Annotated in this window: 14 protein-coding genes; 9 read left to right on the plus strand and 5 right to left on the minus strand. The window is 69.2% G+C overall.

The window, feature by feature from the left end; all coding sequences use genetic code 11:
• From ACIPYQ_RS37950 to ACIPYQ_RS37965, 4 genes are all read left to right on the plus strand, one after another.
• Nucleotides 1-996, plus strand: a 996-nt coding sequence (locus tag ACIPYQ_RS37950) for a vitamin B12 dependent-methionine synthase activation domain-containing protein (RefSeq protein WP_401258851.1), incomplete at its 5' end; no start/stop codon positions are given.
• Nucleotides 997-1,024: 28 nt separating this feature from the next.
• Nucleotides 1,025-2,038 carry a methylenetetrahydrofolate reductase [NAD(P)H] gene (gene metF, locus ACIPYQ_RS37955; RefSeq protein ID WP_401258852.1) on the plus strand — a complete coding sequence of 338 codons (1,014 nt, stop codon included), beginning with the start codon at nucleotides 1,025-1,027 and terminating at the stop codon, nucleotides 2,036-2,038.
• Between the two features lie 5 nt (nucleotides 2,039-2,043).
• Nucleotides 2,044-3,435, plus strand: coding sequence for an adenosylhomocysteinase (gene ahcY, locus ACIPYQ_RS37960; protein WP_401258855.1), 1,392 nt, complete (start codon nucleotides 2,044-2,046; stop codon nucleotides 3,433-3,435).
• 169 nt (nucleotides 3,436-3,604) lie between these two features.
• Nucleotides 3,605-4,246, plus strand: a complete 642-nt coding sequence (locus ACIPYQ_RS37965; protein WP_401258857.1) for a DUF1772 domain-containing protein — start codon at nucleotides 3,605-3,607, stop codon at nucleotides 4,244-4,246.
• Nucleotides 4,247-4,419: 173 nt separating this feature from the next.
• On the opposite strand, the gene ACIPYQ_RS37970 is transcribed toward ACIPYQ_RS37965, so the two are convergent.
• The 4 genes from ACIPYQ_RS37970 to ACIPYQ_RS37985 all read right to left on the minus strand — a co-directional run bounded on the left by ACIPYQ_RS37970 (nucleotide 4,420) and on the right by ACIPYQ_RS37985 (nucleotide 6,344).
• On the minus strand, nucleotides 4,420-4,917 hold the full coding sequence (locus ACIPYQ_RS37970) for a DUF1772 domain-containing protein (RefSeq protein ID WP_401258859.1): 498 nt from the start codon (nucleotides 4,915-4,917) through the stop codon (nucleotides 4,420-4,422).
• A 164-nt stretch (nucleotides 4,918-5,081) separates the two neighbouring features.
• Nucleotides 5,082-5,645, minus strand: coding sequence for a nuclear transport factor 2 family protein (locus tag ACIPYQ_RS37975; RefSeq protein ID WP_401258861.1), 564 nt, complete (start codon nucleotides 5,643-5,645; stop codon nucleotides 5,082-5,084).
• 209 nt (nucleotides 5,646-5,854) lie between these two features.
• Nucleotides 5,855-6,088 (minus strand): hypothetical protein, encoded by a 234-nt coding sequence (locus tag ACIPYQ_RS37980; RefSeq protein WP_401258863.1) that lies wholly within the window; start codon nucleotides 6,086-6,088, stop codon nucleotides 5,855-5,857.
• Nucleotides 6,089-6,176: 88 nt separating this feature from the next.
• Nucleotides 6,177-6,344: a hypothetical protein gene (locus ACIPYQ_RS37985; protein ID WP_401258864.1), complete on the minus strand. Its 168-nt coding sequence runs from the start codon at nucleotides 6,342-6,344 to the stop codon at nucleotides 6,177-6,179.
• Between the two features lie 825 nt (nucleotides 6,345-7,169).
• On the opposite strand from ACIPYQ_RS37985, the gene ACIPYQ_RS37990 reads away from it, so the two are divergent.
• Together ACIPYQ_RS37990 and ACIPYQ_RS37995 are read left to right on the plus strand one after the other, a co-directional pair.
• The gene (locus ACIPYQ_RS37990; RefSeq protein WP_401258865.1) at nucleotides 7,170-7,793 is read left to right on the plus strand and encodes a hypothetical protein; all 624 of its coding nucleotides are present in this window, start codon (nucleotides 7,170-7,172) and stop codon (nucleotides 7,791-7,793) included.
• Between the two features lie 766 nt (nucleotides 7,794-8,559).
• Nucleotides 8,560-9,312: an ASCH domain-containing protein gene (locus ACIPYQ_RS37995; RefSeq protein ID WP_401258866.1), complete on the plus strand. Its 753-nt coding sequence runs from the start codon at nucleotides 8,560-8,562 to the stop codon at nucleotides 9,310-9,312.
• Nucleotides 9,313-11,812: 2,500 nt separating this feature from the next.
• Here the strand turns inward: ACIPYQ_RS37995 and ACIPYQ_RS38000 are convergent.
• Nucleotides 11,813-12,256, minus strand: coding sequence for a transglycosylase SLT domain-containing protein (locus tag ACIPYQ_RS38000; RefSeq protein ID WP_401258868.1), 444 nt, complete (start codon nucleotides 12,254-12,256; stop codon nucleotides 11,813-11,815).
• A 924-nt stretch (nucleotides 12,257-13,180) separates the two neighbouring features.
• Here ACIPYQ_RS38000 and ACIPYQ_RS38005 point away from each other — a divergent pair.
• From ACIPYQ_RS38005 to ACIPYQ_RS38015, 3 genes are all read left to right on the plus strand, one after another.
• Nucleotides 13,181-13,921 carry a hypothetical protein gene (locus tag ACIPYQ_RS38005; RefSeq protein WP_401258869.1) on the plus strand — a complete coding sequence of 247 codons (741 nt, stop codon included), beginning with the start codon at nucleotides 13,181-13,183 and terminating at the stop codon, nucleotides 13,919-13,921.
• A 610-nt stretch (nucleotides 13,922-14,531) separates the two neighbouring features.
• Nucleotides 14,532-15,776, plus strand: a complete 1,245-nt coding sequence (locus tag ACIPYQ_RS38010; RefSeq protein WP_401258871.1) for a sensor histidine kinase — start codon at nucleotides 14,532-14,534, stop codon at nucleotides 15,774-15,776.
• Nucleotides 15,773-16,474: a response regulator gene (locus ACIPYQ_RS38015; protein WP_401258872.1), complete on the plus strand. Its 702-nt coding sequence runs from the start codon at nucleotides 15,773-15,775 to the stop codon at nucleotides 16,472-16,474. Before ACIPYQ_RS38010 ends, ACIPYQ_RS38015 begins: the two co-directional genes overlap by 4 nt.
• Nucleotides 16,475-16,516 lie beyond the last annotated feature (42 nt).

Here is a 16,516-nt window from a genome sequence, read left to right on the forward strand (position 1 = left end):
GCCTACGTCGAACAAGACCTCCACGAAATCTACGAAGGCGAAGTCCGCTACGCCCGCGACGCCTTCGAAGGCCTGCGCCTCATGGACGCCCTGATGGGAGTCAAACGCGGTGTTCCCGGCGTGGTCCTGCCGCCGTTGAAGCAGCGCCGTGTCGCCAAGCGGGATACGCCGCTGCCGGCGGCGCAGCCACAGCCCGGCGGCCGCTCCGACGTCGCCGTCGACAACCCGGTGCCCGACCCGCCGTTCTGGGGCACCCGTGTCGTCAAGGGCATCCCGCTCAAGGAGTACGCCTCCTGGCTGGACGAGACGGCTCTGTTCAAGGGCCAGTGGGGTTTGAAGGACACCGACACCATCGAGAGCGACGGGCGGCCCCGGCTGCGCGGCTGGCTGGAGCGCCTGCACACCGGCGCTCTGCTGGAGGCGGCCGTGGTGCACGGCTACTTCCGGTGCGTCTCCAAGGGCGAGGACCTGATCGTCCTCGACGAGAACGGATCCGAGCGGACCCGTTTCACCTTCCCCCGCCAGGGCCGCGGCCGCCGCCTGTGCCTGGCGGACTTCTTCCGCTCCGAGGACAGCGGGGAAACCGACGTCGTGGGCTTCCAGGTCGTCACCGTCGGCAGCCGGATCGGTGAGGAGACGGCCCGGCTGTTCGCCGCCGACTCCTACCGCGAGTACATGGAGCTGCACGGCCTGTCCGTGCAGCTCGCCGAGGCCATGGCCGAGTACTGGCATTCCCGGGTCCGCACCGAGCTGGGTATCGCCGGATCCGATCCGCTGTCCATGGACGGCATGTTCCGCACCGAGTACCAGGGCTGCCGCTACTCGCTGGGCTATCCCGCCTGCCCCGACCTGGAGGACCGTGCGAAGATCGCCGGCCTTCTGCAGCCGGAGCGGATCGGCGTCCACCTGTCGGAGGAGTTCCAGCTCCACCCGGAGCAGTCCACCGACGCGATCGTGATCCACCACCCCGAGGCGTCGTACTTCAACGCACGCTGAGACCGGATGAGTTGGAAAGGAGCCCGACATGCCGGCTGCCCTGGCCGCCACCACCGACCGCCCCCGCACCGCCACGCCCGCCGCCGGCGGGGTCCGCGAGCTGCTGTCCCAGGGCCGGCGGACGTTCTCGTTCGAGTTCTTCCCGCCGAAGACCGACGCCGGGGAGCGCACCCTGTGGGCGGCGATCCGCAGGATCGAGCCGTTCGCGCCGTCCTTCGTCTCCGTCACCTACGGGGCCGGCGGCTCCTCCCGTGACCGGACCGTGGAGGTCACCAAGCGCATCGCGGCGCAGACCACGCTGCGCCCGGTCGCGCACCTGACGGCGGTGGGGCACTCGGTCGCCGAGCTGCGCCACATCATCGGCCAGTACGCGGATGCGGGCATCCGTGACGTGCTCGCCCTGCGCGGTGACCCGCCCGGCGATCCGAAGGGGCAGTGGACGCCGCATCCGGACGGGCTGACCCACGCCCATGAACTGGTCACTTTGATACGTCAGTTGGGTGACTTCACGGTGGGGGTGGCGGCGTTCCCCGAGCGTCATCCCCGCTCGCCGGGCTGGAGCGAGGACATCCGGCACTTCGCCGCGAAGTGCCGGGCCGGCGCCGACTACGCCATCACCCAGATGTTCTTCCACGCCGAGGACTACCTGCGCCTGCGCGACCGGCTCGCCGCGGTGGGCTGTCTGACACCGGTCATCCCCGAGATCATGCCGGCCACCGATTTCCGCCAGATCCGGCGCTTCGCCGAGCTCAGCGACGCCCGTTTCCCGGCCGCGCTGGCCCAGCGGCTGGAGGCGGCGAAGGACGATGCGGCGGCCGGCCACCGCATCGGTGTCGAGTACGCGACCGTCATGGCCGAGCGTCTGCTCGCCGAGGGTGCGCCGGGCCTGCACTACATCACCCTCAACAAGTCCACCGCGACTCTGGACATCCACAAAAACCTCAACCCGACCCCAACCCCGACCCCGACCCCGAACCTGCACGTCGGCGGGAACATCAGCCGGAACGTCAGCGGGAACCCAGCCACCACCATCACGGAGTAGAACCCATGGACTTCAAGGTCGCCGATCTCTCACTCGCGGACTTCGGCCGCAAGGAGATCACCCTGGCCGAGCACGAGATGCCCGGTCTGATGTCGATCCGCCGCGAGTACGCCCAGGCGCAGCCGCTGGCCGGTGCCCGCATCACCGGCTCCCTGCACATGACCGTGCAGACGGCCGTCCTGATCGAGACGCTGGTGGCGCTCGGTGCCGAGGTGCGCTGGGTGTCGTGCAACATCTACTCGACGCAGGACCACGCGGCCGCGGCGATAGCCGCCGCCGGGATCCCCGTCTTCGCCTGGAAGGGCGAGACGCTCCAGGAGTACTGGTGGTGCACGGAGCAGGCTTTGACCTGGCCCGGTCACGCGGGCCCGAACATGATCCTCGACGACGGCGGTGACGCCACTCTCCTGGTCCACAAGGGGGTCGAGTACCAGAAGGCGGGCAGTGTTCCGGACCCGTCCACCGCGGACAATGAGGAAATGGCCCTGGTCCTGGACCTGCTGCACAAGACCTCCCTCGACTGGGCGGCGCTGGCGTCCGGGATCCGCGGCGTGACGGAGGAGACCACCACCGGTGTCCACCGCCTGTACGAGATGATGTCGGAGGGCACGCTGCTGTTCCCGGCGATCAACGTGAACGACGCGGTGACGAAGTCGAAGTTCGACAACAAGTACGGCTGCCGCCACTCCCTGATCGACGGCATCAACCGTGCCACCGACGTCCTCATCGGCGGCAAGACGGCCGTGGTCTTCGGCTACGGCGACGTCGGCAAGGGCTGCGCGGAGTCGCTGCGCGGCCAGGGCGCCCGGGTCATCGTCACCGAGATCGACCCGATCTGCGCGCTGCAGGCGGCGATGGACGGCTACCAGGTCGCCACCCTCGACGACGTCGTCGAGACCGCCGACATCTTCATCACCACGACCGGCAACAAGGACATCATCATGGCCGCCGACATGGCCAAGATGAAGCACCAGGCCATCGTGGGCAACATCGGCCACTTCGACAACGAGATCGACATGGCCGGCCTCGCGAAGATCGACGGCATCGTCAAGGACGAGGTCAAGCCGCAGGTCCACACCTGGAAGTTCCCCGACGGCAAGGTCCTCATCGTGCTGTCCGAGGGCCGTCTGCTGAACCTGGGCAACGCCACCGGCCACCCCTCGTTCGTGATGTCGAACTCCTTCGCGGACCAGACCCTGGCCCAGATCGAGCTCTTCACCAAGCCCGAGGAGTACCCGACCGAGGTCTACGTGCTCCCCAAGCACCTGGACGAGAAGGTCGCCCGCCTCCACCTCGACGCCCTCGGCGTCCGCCTGACCACCCTGCGCCCCGAGCAGGCCGCGTACATCGGCGTCCGGGTCGAGGGCCCGTACAAGCCGGACCACTACCGCTACTGACCCCTCCCTGATCAGCTCCTGATCTGTGGCCGAAAAGATCGAGCCACCGGCTCTCGAGGCCTGCTCGAGAGCCGGTGGAAAGCCCATGGCCGGGTGTCCCCGGGAGTGTCACGATCGGATGTCCGTGCCGAAAGAGCACTGCTCCCACCACCCCAGACGAGGATGTCCCATGAACCCCAACCCGGCCGGCGGCCCCCAGCATTACACCGCCGGAGGCCCGAGCCCGTACCAGCCCCAGCCCGGCCCCTACACCCCGCCCCAGACCCAGCCCCAACCCCCCGCGCCCGCGCCTGCGTCCGTTTCGGCCGAGCGGGGGAAGGCGGCCACCGCCCTCCTGCTGGTCTCCACCATCCTCATGGGCCTGATGGCCGGCCTGTTCTTCGCCTTCGACGTCTCGGTGATGCCGGGTCTGGCGGCGGGCGACGAACGCACCTACGTCACCGCCATGCAGAACTTCAACGCGGCGATCGACGGCAACGGACTCTTCGGCATGGCCTTCGTCCTCGCCCTGCTCGCCTCCGCCGCCTCCGCGGTCATCGAGTTCCGCAAGGGCCGCCGCACCGTGGCGATCTGGGTCGGGGCGGCCACCGTGGCCTACTTCCTCGTCCTGATGATCACCTTCTCCGTGAACATCCCCCTCAACAACGAACTCGCCGACGCCGGTGACGCGGCGAAACTCACGGACTTCTCCATCGTCGACAAGTTCAAGAGCACCTGGGTCTCCACCAACATCATCCGCACCCTGCTGTGCACGGCGGCCCTCACCGCCCTCTCCCGCGCCCTGGTCCTGTACGGCCGCGCCACCCGCTGAACCACGGCCCGAACCCCTCACCCCTCCCCCACGGCATCACCACGAAGTCCCCCGGCCTCGGCGGCCGGGGGACTTCGCGCATCCTGCCTCCGGCCGGCCGGGGGGACGGCGGCCGAAGGACAGACGAGGGGCAGACCGGGGGCAGACCCGGCCCGTCCCCGGGATCAGCGGGATCAGCCGGCCTGACCGTGCAGGTACAGCGCCCAGCACAGGAAACCGACGGAGGCCGTGCACAGCAGGGTCCGCCACACGTTCGCACGCGCCCAGGGGCCCTCGAAGGCACGGCGGACGGCCGCGGGGTCGGGGATCCGGTCGATGGGACCGGCCTTCTCCAGCATGTTGTTGAGCGGGATGTTCACCTTGTTGGTGACACCCATCGACACGATGTAGCAGACCAGGGCCGCGATCAGCGGCACCAGCACGTCACGGCCGTCCGAGGGCACGTGCAGGGCCAGCGCCAGCGCGGTGAACAGGAACGCCCCGATGTAGCCGAGGACGAACCAGCCGTTCAGGATGGCCACGTTGATGCGCTGCATGACCTCGATGACCGTACGGTCGTCCGTGCGCTTCAGACCCGGCATCACGGAAACGGAGAAACCGTAGAAGAGACCACTGACCAGCCCCGTGGTGAGCGTGGCGGCGATCAGCGAGGCCAAGCGTGCCGTCTCCATCGTGCGTCCCCCTGTCCGTCCGTCCGCCAAGTCTGTCGGTCATCGATTCTTCGGGAACGGGTCATCGAATCGTCAAGTCATGGGGATCATACGGGCGCGGGGGTCCGCGGCGGTGGACGGTTCGAGCCGCCTTCGAGTGGTCCTCGAGCGGCCGGCCCCCTCGGTCAGGCGGCGGGCGGGGTCCAGTCGGCGGGCAGCCCGGACTGGGACAGGACCTCGGCCAGGCTGTAGTGGTCCTGGTCGAAGACGATCCGGCAGTGGCCGCGATCCAGACCCAGGACGGTGGTCATCGCCACCGCGAACGGCCTGGGCGCGCCCTTGAGATGGCCGGAGTAGACGGCCTGGACGGTGACACGGTCCCCCTGAACACGGGCGGTACGAACGGTGACGTGAACATGGTCGATCAGAGTGTCGGCGCGTGCCTTCCACCCGGCGATCTCCCCCCGCCCACGGAAAGTGACCCCCACGGCCTCATCGGTATAGGTGCCATCGGCAGTGAACAACGCACCGAGAGCCTGAGGGTCGCCGCCATTCCAGGCCCGCGCCCACGCGCTCACGACCCGCGGCACACCCCGACCGGCATCCCACACAGCCGGCACGCCGGAACCGGAAGCGGACACAGTGGCGGTGGTGGGGGCGGGCGCGGCGGCGGAGACGGTCGCAGCAGCAGCACACAAAGCCGCCGCAGCACTCACCACCATCAACAAACGAATCGGACGGAACACCATGACCATCACTCCCTAAAACGAATGCACAGATGCACGGATGTACAGGTGTGTGGCACACAGCCTCCGCCCGGGCACTGTCCACTCTCCACCCCCCACAGGACCCGACCCCTGCCCACCACTGTCCACACCTGCCCACGAAACCCGCACCGACGACACCCCTCCCACCCAGCGCTGCCACACCCCACACAGCCGAACGGGGCCCTACTCCCCTACTCCTCCTGCCACTTCTCCTGCTTCTCCGCGAGCGGTTCCAGGACCATCGCGGCGGGCAGCACCACCGCCATATCGCAGACGCAGGCGTAGGCACAGGCCCCGGGCCACACCCACACGAACCAGTTCCCAACAGCGACGACGGTGTGCCGGCAGGCCCGGCGCCCAGCCGCAAACAAATCCCCGACCTCGCCCCGGCCGTACCGGGATGTGGTGGCAGACGGTCGTTCCACGGTGCTGCACCTCACAGGTGACGTCCGAGCCGAACAGTCGAAGCCACCCCTGGCCAGAGCGGCGATCACGTCGCCGGCCATGGCGCACTCAAAACCCGGTCGGCACCCGGCTCGGCTTCGGCGTCAACGCCGCCGAAGATCCGTTTCCCGCCTGGGCCAGAGGCCAGGTCAGGCCGGGGCTGACGTTCTGGTACCACTGCTGTTCCTGCCACAGGATCGCCAGCACCGGCCTGCCCGTGCTGCCCTGCAGCGCCATGACGAGGCAGGGCAGCACGGGAACCGGCCGCTGCCGTCGACAGGTGCGGCACGGGTACGGCGTAGTCCAGGGCACTGTTCAGGCCCTGCTGCGCTGCCGTGATCGCCGCGGCCAGGTCGTCGCAGGCCCTGGCCGACGCGCGCAGGACCGGCGCGGACATCTCGCAGTCAGTCGTCGGTGTGCCTCACGGACCGCTGCGTGGCCGCGCGTCCGGTTAAACCGGCCCGGCCCACCCAGCACCACCAGATCGTGCGAGCGATGTCCTGACGTGCGCAGAGAGGCGAGGCCGTCGCGCTGCCTGACCACGGCGCCCGCATGCTCGGCCGCGATACGCCACTTGCGCGGGCCGGCCTGCCCCCGGCCCGGGCCCGGAGACCATCAGCCGCCCTCCAGCACACCGCCGGCCGCGCGCAGCAGGCCGGCCATCGCCTGGTCCTCGGCGGTGACGGCGGCGGTGCCCTGCGGTCACGGCGTCGGCCGTCGTCGACGAGGTCCGCGAGCACGCCCACCCGGCGTGGCCGCGCGTGGACTTGGCCCGGGCCTCGGCATTCGCCGTGCGGGTCCCTAACGCCTTGAAACGTACGCGATGCCCGCCGAGACTGACACCGAGGCCGAGGCCGGGATGTACCGGGGGCCGGGGATATGGAGGGGGTCGGCCCGATTCCGGCTGCCACACCGTGTCCTGACAGGACATCACCGGTGCGGCTCCCCCATCCGGGCGCCATCCACCTGCCATCCGAACCCGTCCCCGGCATGGCGCCCGGGCCTCGCGGCGGCGCCCGGCGGATGCTGAGGGCGATGCCTCCCACCCTGCAGGAGGGGCCCGTGAGCGAGCCCGGCCCTGAAGAACCCCGACGGCCCGGACCGGCCGGAGCGGGCGATGACGGCAGCGGTCAGGCCGGGGTCATCGGCATCGGACTCGCCGCAGTACTGACCTTCGCACTCGCGCAGGGTTCCTGGCAGTGGTTCGCCACCTACATCGGGGTGACCCTGTTCGCAGTCGTCTTCGCCTTCCGCGGGCAGCCCGCATGGAAGCCCGGCCTCCGGACGCCATACATGCGCACGCTGGTCGCCTACGCGCTGGTCGTCGGCCTGTGCGTGGCGATCGCGCTGGCCCCCATGATGCAGCGCTGGGACTGGCTGTTCCCGATGCCCGCCACCCGCAGCGGATGCGAGGAACTCGGCAGGTACGAGGTCATCCGCACCCGGACGGCCGTCGCGGACCTGGCCGATCACGACACCGCCGCCGTGACGTACGCACAGCAGACCCAGCGCCGCAAAGCCGTAGCCGAATGCCTGGCCTCCACAACAACCCTGTGGCTGCCCCTGTACGGAGCCGGCGCGGCCGTGCTGGTAGGCACAGGCGCCTGGATCCTCGACCGAAACCGGTCAAGAAAAACCCCACGAAACCCACCCCGGCCAAGAACGGCAGACACAAAACACCAGTAAACAGCCGGGCACCGACCGCGAGCCAGGCGCCGACCGCCGGACGTGTGCCGGGGGGGCGACCGCCGGCCGTAGACCGACTGCTGGAAGCCGACTACGGGCCGGGCACCGGCTGCCGGTCCGCGCTCTTCGCCGGCCCGGCGCCTCCCCACCCCCCACGCCCCACGCCCCGCCCGCCCCTCCGCCGCTCGCCGATCACCCCGAAATCAAGGCCATCTGCCGAGATTGGTGCAGCACCTTCAGCCACGCCTCCTCCCGCGCGGCACCCGACGCGATCGAAGGTGGCCGACAGGTGACACCTGCTGCACTCACTCGCCCGTGCCCTCGAACGAACTGAACTGCCCACCAGCACCGCGTCTGCCTGCACGAAGATGTCGAGACCGGCAAGACGGACCAGCACCAGGGCGCCGTCCGACCCCGCGTCCCTGGCCGCGTTGACCGGTTTGCCGGAGCCGAGCGGCCCACCGGACGGACCGCTCCTGGCCCGGGTCCGGCAGTGGCATACCGACATCCACCCCACCACAGCCACCACAACCGCGACAGAGCCGCGGCCCGGGATCCTCGTCCGTGAACCACGATCAGCCTCAGCCAGGCCGCACCATCCCTGCCCACGGGACCACACATAGGGGCCCGGTCAAGGCAGCCGAAATCCCGTGGAGCCCACCTGCACGGCGTGAAATGATCTTGGAGAATGCTGACGAAACGGAAGGCCGAAAACGTGTACATACCGTCATCTGCACGAGCTCTCGATGATGACGAGCGTGAGCTCGTGGAGCTGGCACGCCGCACCATAGACGCGCATACCGACGCCGGGCCCGACGAAGACGGGATCCACACGATGGGCGCCGCGGTCATGGCCGCCGACTACCGGATGTTCGCCGGCGTGAACCTCTACCACTTCACCGGCGGACCCTGCGCCGAACTCGTGGCTCTGGGAGCCGCACGAGCCCAGGGCGCCCGCCAGATGCGCTGCATCGTTGCCGTGGGAAACCACGGGCGCGGCGTCATCGGCCCGTGCGGACGTGATCGGCAGGTGTTCGTGGACTACTACCCCACCATGCGCGTCATCGTGCCCACGCCCGCGGGGCCCAGGTCCGTTCTCGCCGCCGACCTGATGCCGCTGACCCAGCGATGGACCCCGCAAGGCATGAACGGTCTCGACCCCTCGCTCTACCAAGACCCCGAGACGGCCGGTCCCCCGATCATCCGGTTCAACCCCCGCTACCTTGAAGACGTCCGCTCAGGCACCAAGACCAAAACCACCCGCTTCCGGGACCCCGCCCAGCTCGGGCCGGCACGACTGGTGTTCGAAAGCGACCCCGAAGTCGTCCTGCCGGCAGAAGTGACCGGCATCAGGCACTGCCTGGTCAGCGACCTCACCAACCAAGACGCCCAAGCCGAGGGGCTGACAACCGCAACCCAACTCCGCGAAGGCCTCAAGAGCCACTACCCAGACCTGGCGGCAACCGACGAAGTCGACGTCATCACCTTCCAGATCAACGACAAAACAAGCACCGCCTAAACCACGAAGGCACCAGCAACAACAGGGCTACAAGGGTGACGAGCAACCCATCTCCTCAGACACCCACACCATACGGCCGAGCCTCCCTCACTCCCTTGCGCACCCTCACCCTCACCCAGCCGCCACGACCCTCACGAAACACCCGCCACAGCCGTCTTCAAGCACCGCCATCAACGGCCCAAAAGCCCTGCAACCCGGCAGCCCGCAGGCCCGTAGGCCCGACGCCCCAGAGCCCGGCAGCCCAGGGGCCCGGCCGCTCAGGTGCCCGGCGGCAACCCCACAGCCCGGGAACCCGACAGCCCGGCAACCTGACAGCCCAGCAGCCAGGAACCCCGGGGGCCGGCGGCAGCCCGGCAGCTCAGGGACCCAACAGCCCGACGACCTGGCAGCCCAGGGACTCCAGGGCTCAACACATCGACGGCTCAGGACTCGACACTTCGCGGGCTCGGAACCCAGCATCTCCACGGCTGCACAGCCCAGGGCTCGACACCCCGGGAACGCCAAGGGGCGGGGGCGGGGGCGGCCCAGGGCCCGAAAGGCCCGAGAAGACTCAGAGAGCCCGCAGAACCCGGCGACTCTGCGGCTCCGCGGCTCTGCGGCTCGAGACCGCAAGGGGCCCGACAGCTCCAAGCCCGAAGGCTCGACGGCTCCACAACCCAGGGACCCCAGGCCTCCACAACCCGGGGACCCCAGGCCTCGACAGCCCGGTGGCCCAGGAACCCGGCGTCCTGACAGCTCGGGGGCCCAGGGACTCCGGCCCGAAAACTCGACCGCTCGACCGCCCGGCGGCGACCCGGGCCCCCAGGGGCCCGACACCTCGACGGCTCGGGAACTCCGGTGCCGACGACCCGGAGGCCGGCGGCTCTGAGGTTCGACGGCTCGACGGCTCGACGGCCCAAAAACTCCAGGACTCAACAGCTCGGAGGCTCAACAGCTCCACAGCCCCGGGCTCTGATGGGGCTCGACGAATCTCCCCACCCCATGCTCGGGGGTGGGACAGACCTGCTCACCCAAGTTCCCCACCCCCTGGACGCTGACCTGCGGTCGCGGCGCCACAGCGGAGGGGCCGCCCGATAGCCAGCCAGGTCCAGGGGCGGGGCGATCTGTCCAGGGTGGGCGCAGCCCAGCGCGGAGCGCCGCCGTAGGCGCCCTTGACCGCTCGGCACGGCCCACACACTCCACGATCGGGCGGCCCCGATCCCCTTGCCGACAGCAACCGACTGGGGAACCAAGAGCAGCCCTGGGGAAAAGTCGAGATCCGCATCAGCTCGACGACCCGGGAACGCCAAGGGGCGGGGGCGGCTCAGGGCTCGGGCAGGCTCAGAGAGCTCGGAGGACCCGGCGACTCTGCGCCCCAGCGGCTCGACAACTCAAAGGCCCGACAGCTCTGAGGCCCGACGGCACGGGAGCCCGACGGCACGGGAGCCCAGCAGCACGGGAGCCCAGCAGCCCGCAGGCCCGACGGCTCAGGAACTCGGCCTCAACAACTCGGAGCCCGGGAACTCGGCAGCCCGACGGCCCGAGAGCCGGCAGCCCAGCGACTCGACAGCGCAGGAGCCGGGGGTGGCGGCTCCGGGACACGACAGCCCAGAAGTCCAACAGCAACCCGGGGCCCGGCGGCCCAACAACTCGGCAGCACCACAGCTCGGGGACACCGGAGCCCAGCAGCCCGGAGGCCCGGGCGCTCGGCAGCCCGACAGCCCGAGGGCCAGCGGCTCTGAGGCCCGACAGCTCAGTGGCACAGCGGCGGCCCCGGGGCGCAGTGACCCGACACCTCGACGGCCCGAGGGCCCAGGGACTCCAGGGTTCGGCACGACACCCCGAGGGAGACGACGACGGCCCGGGGACCAGCGGCTCTGAGGTTCGACGGCTCGACGGCCCGAGGGCCAGGGACTCCAGCGCTCAACAACTCGGGGACCCGAAGGCCCGGCACCCTGGCAGCTCGGCAGCCCCAGAACTCCGGGCCCGCCAGCTCCGGGGGGCGGGCGGGCGGCGCCCCGGGGGCGACAGCTCGACGACCCGGCAGCCCGACAGCTCTGGGACACGGCACCTCGACGGCTCGGGACCCAGCGACCCGACAGCCCACAGGTCCAACAGCGACCCGGGCCCGACAGCCCAACGACTCGACAGCCCGACAGCCCGACAGCTCGGCGGCCCAGGGACTCGGGCTCGACAGCTCGGAGACCGAAGGCTCGACAACCCGACAACCCGACAACCCGACGACCCGACGGCCCAGAGGCCCAGGGGCTTGGGGGCTCGGGGCTCGGGGGCTCCAGGCTCGACGACCTAGGGGCCCGGCAGACCGGAGGGCTCCACAGCCCGGGGCCCGACGGCTCCGGGACTCCGGGGGCCCGGCGGCCCAGGGCCGGGAGGGCCCGTAGGCGACCCGAAGACTCGGGGGGCGGCCTGCAGGCCTGGGGGGCGGCTGCAGACGCGAAGACGCCCGGCCGGAAAACAATCCCGGCCGGGCGTCTTGATACACCGACTGTCCGCCTACGGTTTAGTACCAGTGGTTCGCGGACCAGAAGTTCCAGGCACCCACGGGGCTGCCGTAACGCTCGTTCATGTAGTCCAGGCCCCACTTGATCTGCGTGGCCGGGTTGGTCTTCCAGTCCGCACCCGCGGAAGCCATCTTCGACGCCGGCAGAGCCTGAGCCAGGCCATAAGCACCGGAAGAAGCGTTGGTCGCGGTGTGGTCCCAGCCACTCTCATGCGAGATGATCTTGTCGAAGGCGGCAAACTGGGCCGGGTCCTTGATCATCTGCTGCGCGATCGCCTTGGCACTCATCGGCGCGGCCTGCGCGGGAACCGCGGCAAGCATGGAACCGGCAACGCCCAGGGCGAGGACGGAACCCGCGAGGGCCTTCTTCGAAACGGCAATGCGGCGGATGACAGTGTTGGACACGGATAAACCTTCCGAAGGCAACAAGGACGGTCGCGGCATGCCGAAAACATGCGTGAACCACTCACACAAGAGAGAGGGGATCCGCAGACGGCGGGTGAAACACCCACGCCGCCCGGCGACACATCCAGTTCTACCGACCACCCCGACCACCTGGCAACGACCCCACCTACTAGCCAGCCTCGCAGCCAGGGCCCAGCGACCCCACACCAGCACAAGAAGGATCCGTGCAGGTAGAAGCCAGCCCAAGGAGGCCGCGGCAAGCCCTCCGGAAACTACTAACCCACCTCGTATGTGACATGGGCCCTATGGGCCGCCTCACCCCCACCCCACCCAAACCCCACCCACCGCAACCAAACACACACCCACCGCCATGCCCGACGAGCCCACACAGCGCCCGCCGCACCGCACCGCCGTACCTGCCTGCCGCACCGCCGCACCGCCGCACCGCCGCACCCGCCACCCCGGCGCGGCCGAACAGCACAAGGACACCACCCCCGGCACGGAAACAACGAACACCAAAACAGAACGGGCACAGGGACACACGACGCCGAAACAGCAGGTCCGGGGACAGCGCAAGCGAAGACGACGGGCGCAGGGACAGCGGAAATGGTGGTGGAGCGGGAGTGGGTGTTGCGGGCGGGATCCGCACTCTCCCACGTCAGACGCAGAAAGCCGCCGAACCCTGGCGGGAACCCTGCAGAAGAGACCCCACACCATCCCTGCCGACACGCCGCCGCGACAACAACCTCCACACGCCTCCGCACACGTACAGCTGACCGGCAACCCGCCAAACCCCACAGCACAACGGAGGGAAACGAGATGGCCGGCGCCTAGCACAACACCCGTACCGCCGCCTACAGGAACACAGTTGAGGGATGACAGGTATGCGATACCGCCTCACGGACACACACAGATGCGTACCATCGCCTCACACACGCCCCTCCGGCACAAACCGAGGAACCCATGACCACACCCCACGACGCCACCCGCATCAAAGACGACTACGCACAACAAATCGCCAACGACCTGACCGCCAACCACACCGCACAACAACACACCCGCACCGAACTCCACCGCCTCCAACAAGAACTTCAACACCTCGAAGAAAACGCAAAAATCCTACTGAAAATGCAGGAAGCCCTCGGCATCCCCTCGACGCCAACCGCCGCACCCGCCGCCAAACCCCGCACAAACCGAACCGCCGTACCAGCCGCACGTAGCGCCACCCCCACCCCGAAGAAAACCCCGCAACCCAAAACCACCCCCACCGTTGCGGCCGCCACCACCCCCACAGCCGATGCCGCTACCCCCACCGCTGCCACTGCCCCCATCGCCGCTGGCTCTAGCGCTCCTTCGGGTGCCGCCGACGCTGAGGTGAAAGCCCCGCGCGCAACCAAGAGCACCGGCAAGAGCGAAACGAAGAAGGCTGCAAAGAAGGAAACAAACCGCCCCTCCTGGCTCGACCTCGTCACCGCCGCCATCACCAGCCAAAACGAACCCAAATCCGCCGCCGAAGTAACCAACAGCATCACCACCGCCCACCCTGACCGCAAAGTCCAACCAGCCGTCATCCGCAACACCCTCGAACAAGGCGTCGCCCGCGGCCTCCTCGAACGCAGCAAACAAGGACGCTCCGTCTACTACACCCCCGCCACCAGCACCTCCAGCCAAACCCACCCCCAGCAGGCACCCGTCCAAGACTGAAACAGCAGACCCCAACCCCCAGACACCAACCCAACGCGGAGCCGCCACACCCCTCAGAGGGCCGCGACGGCTCCGCCCACACCCCCAAACCACCCCGACAACCACCACCGACCCCAATCCAGGCAACTGAAGCTGTTGCACCCGCCGACACAGCTACCAGCCATCCGAGCGAGCGCCCGCCGCAACCACTGGACACGGCAGGCAGGGCGGGCGGGGCGGGCGAACCTACGGGGGGTCCGCGCAATGCAGCATCCTCACGGGAGGCCAGCCGACACGGCGGGCAGCATGTGTGACAGCACGTCAGTGGAACTTCCCCCGTTGAGGGCAGGTCGCTGTCGTGGACCTGCTCCGTAGGTGTCTCGTCCCTCTGAAGAGCTACCTGCCGATGTGGCTCTCCAGCGGGATGCCGACCAGGGATGTGGCTCCGTAGTTTCGTTTGAGGATGAGCATTTGGATGGAAGGCGCCATGAACGAGTGAAACCAATCCGCACAGCTGAGTCGGGTGGCAGGCCACCTTCGTCACCGCGCCACCGTGTATCGGCACGTTCGCCGAAGGCCTCGCTTCCGGACCTGCCCCACCGGAGTGCTTGCGATGGCCGATAATGGACACGTGCCCGAGACGAACGCCGCGATGGCAGATCGCCCCAGCCTTCGCATCCTGCGGGCTGACCTCATCACCGCACGACCATTCCCTATGCCGCCGCTGGCCTGGCCCCGCTGGCTGCGCTGGCTGCCCCACAGCCTCGTGTGCCTCGCTGCCGTTCTGACGGCCACCGCGGCGGGCCCGACCGACCCGGTCTTGGCCGTCGGGCACGCGGCCATGCTCGTGGTGGCACTGCGATGGCCGGCGGCCACCTGGTGGCTGTCGATGGTCTTCGTCACCGGCATCACGCTGGCGTATCCACCCGCCCACAACGCTCAGATATACGTGTGGATGGTGCACGCCGGAGTCCTCTTCCTTCTCGCGCTGCGGGTGCGCTTGTTCTCCGTCATCACGGCGGCCGTGCTCAGCGGCGTGCTGGCTGTTCTGCTGAAGCTGTCCGGCGGTACCGTCGGCTCATGGAAGATGATCACCGGGGCCCTCGCGCTGTTCGCTCTGGCCGTGCTCATCGGAGCCGTGGTACGCGGCCGTCGCGAGGACCATGCCCGCCTCACCGAGCAAATCGCCGCCACGGCCCGGGAACGGGCGCTGCGCACTGTCCTGGAAGAGCGCACTCGGATCGCCCGCGAGCTGCATGACGTCGTGGCCCATCACCTGTCACTCATCTCCATCCAAGCCGATGCCGCGCCCTACCGGGTCCAGACTCCCCCACCAGAACTGGTCACCGAGCTGGCGTCGATCCGCGCGAACGCGCTGGAAGGGCTGGCCGAACTGCGCCGCATGCTCGGCCTTCTGCGATCGAACGGCCCCGGCGGCAGTGCGACCGGCACCAGCCCGCAGCCCTCGCTGGCGCAGCTCGATGGGCTGCTCGGCAACGTGCGAGCTGCCGGCCTGCACACCACCACCCGGACCGAGGGCACTGCCCGCCATCTGCCCCCGGGCGTGGAGCTGTCGGCCTACCGCATCATCCAGGAAGCCCTCAGCAACGTTCTGCGCCATGCCCCCGGCGCCGAGACCAGCATCGAACTCACCTACGCTCGCGATGCGTTGTGTCTGAGGGTCGTCAACGGTCCTGCCACGCTCTCCGCTGCCCCCATACCTGGTTCCGGGCACGGCGTCATTGGGATGCGGGAGCGCGCCGCCATGCTCGGCGGCGATTTCGCATGTGGCCCCACCCCCGACGGCGGTTACGAGGTCAGCGCGGCCCTGCCCGCCTCTCCTTCGCGCGCTGCCGGCAAGGAGATCCACGCATGACCATCCGCGTGCTCATCGCCGACGACCAGGCCATGGTCCGGGAAGCCTTCTCCGTCCTGCTCGGCGCCCAGCCCGACATCGAGGTCGTTGCCACCGTCGAGGACGGTACGCAGGCCGTCGCCAGGTCCGAGGAACTGGCACCCGACGTGATCGTGATGGACATTCGGATGCCCGGTCTCGACGGCATCGAGGCCACCCGTCAGATTACGTCCACCCCCGGAACGGCAACGAAGATCCTCATCCTGACCACCTTCGACCTTGACGAGTACGTCTACGAGGCCCTGCGCGCCGGGGCCTCCGGTTTCCTGCTCAAGGACGCCTCGGGCAGCCAGCTCGCGGAGGCCGTAAGGGTGGTGGCCCGGGGCGAGGCGCTGCTCGCGCCCGACATCACCATGCGACTCGTCGCGGAGTTCTCCCGCGTGAGTCCCGGCGCCAAGCCGCCGACCGGGGTGCGCATCGACGCCCTCACCGACCGCGAGACCGAAGTTCTCGCACAGGTGGCACAGGGCCTCTCCAACGCGGAGATCGCCCATGTGCTGGTCGTCGCCGAGGAGACGGTCAAGACCCATGTGGGCCGCATCCTGCGAAAGCTGCAGCTGCGCGACCGCACCCAGGCCGCCGTCTTCGCCTACGAAACCGGCCTGGTCACGCCCGGCAACGCTGCCCGCCGGACACCCTCGCTGCGAAGCACCCCGTAGACCGGCGTACCTCTACCGCTCCCAGCCTCTGGGCGGCCCCGG

This window comes from Streptomyces sp. NPDC090045, assembly GCF_044747975.1.
Lineage (GTDB): Bacteria > Actinomycetota > Actinomycetes > Streptomycetales > Streptomycetaceae > Streptomyces.